The organism is Paenibacillus sp. P2(2022) (genome assembly GCF_029522175.1).
GTDB lineage: Bacteria > Bacillota > Bacilli > Paenibacillales > Paenibacillaceae > Paenibacillus > Paenibacillus polymyxa.
This window is the reverse complement of record NZ_JAKWFI010000029.1, coordinates 1-748: the sequence shown is the minus strand read 5'-3', so window position 1 is coordinate 748 and position 748 is coordinate 1. Positions and strand designations below refer to the sequence as shown.

General features: G+C 57.0%; 1 protein-coding gene. It reads right to left on the bottom strand.

The window, feature by feature from the left end:
• On the bottom strand, positions 1 to 748 hold a 748-nt coding region (locus MMB75_RS25985), incomplete at both ends, for a phosphopantetheine-binding protein (RefSeq protein ID WP_277511616.1).

The window sequence follows — 748 nt, the reverse complement described above, 5'->3', positions numbered from 1 at the left end:
CCGTCACCGGAATGGACGCATACGCCACCTGATCCAGACCTTCCAGAACGGCTGCCAGCTGCTCAATCGTTGGCGCTTCAAAAATGCTGCGCAGTGGAAGTGGCTTGTTCAGCTCTTGGTGAATCTTCGAGGCCAGTGTCGTCGCCCGCAGCGAGTGTCCACCCATCTCAAAGAAGTTTTCCTTCACGCCGACCTGTGCCAGACCCAGCACATCCTGCCAAATTTGTGTCAGCTTCACTTCCACCCACGTCCGCGGTGCAACATAGTCGGCTCCGCTTTGCAGGCTGCCTTCCGGTGCCGGCAATGCCTTGCGGTCGATTTTGCCATTGGGACTCAGCGGCATTTGCTCCAGCTGTACAAAGTACGATGGCACCATGTAGCTTGGCAGCTCTCCGCCCAGCTCACTTCTCAGCTCTCTGGCACTGATTTCTTGCCCCGCGACATAGTAGGCCACCATTTGTTTTTGGCCCGTTTCATCCGCACGAGCCATGACCACCGCTTCTCGTACCGATTCCACTTGAAGTAGCTGCGTTTCGACCTCGCCCAGCTCAATCCGGTACCCCCGGATTTTCACCTGATGGTCAATCCGGCCTAAGTATTCAATGTTGCCGTCTGGCATCCATCTCGCCAAATCACCAGTGCGGTACATCCGTTCATACCCAGCTTCCCTGCTGGCAAACGGATCGGCAACGAATTTCTCGGCCGTTAGCTCCGGACGGTTCAGGTAACCGCGGGCTACGCCGACACC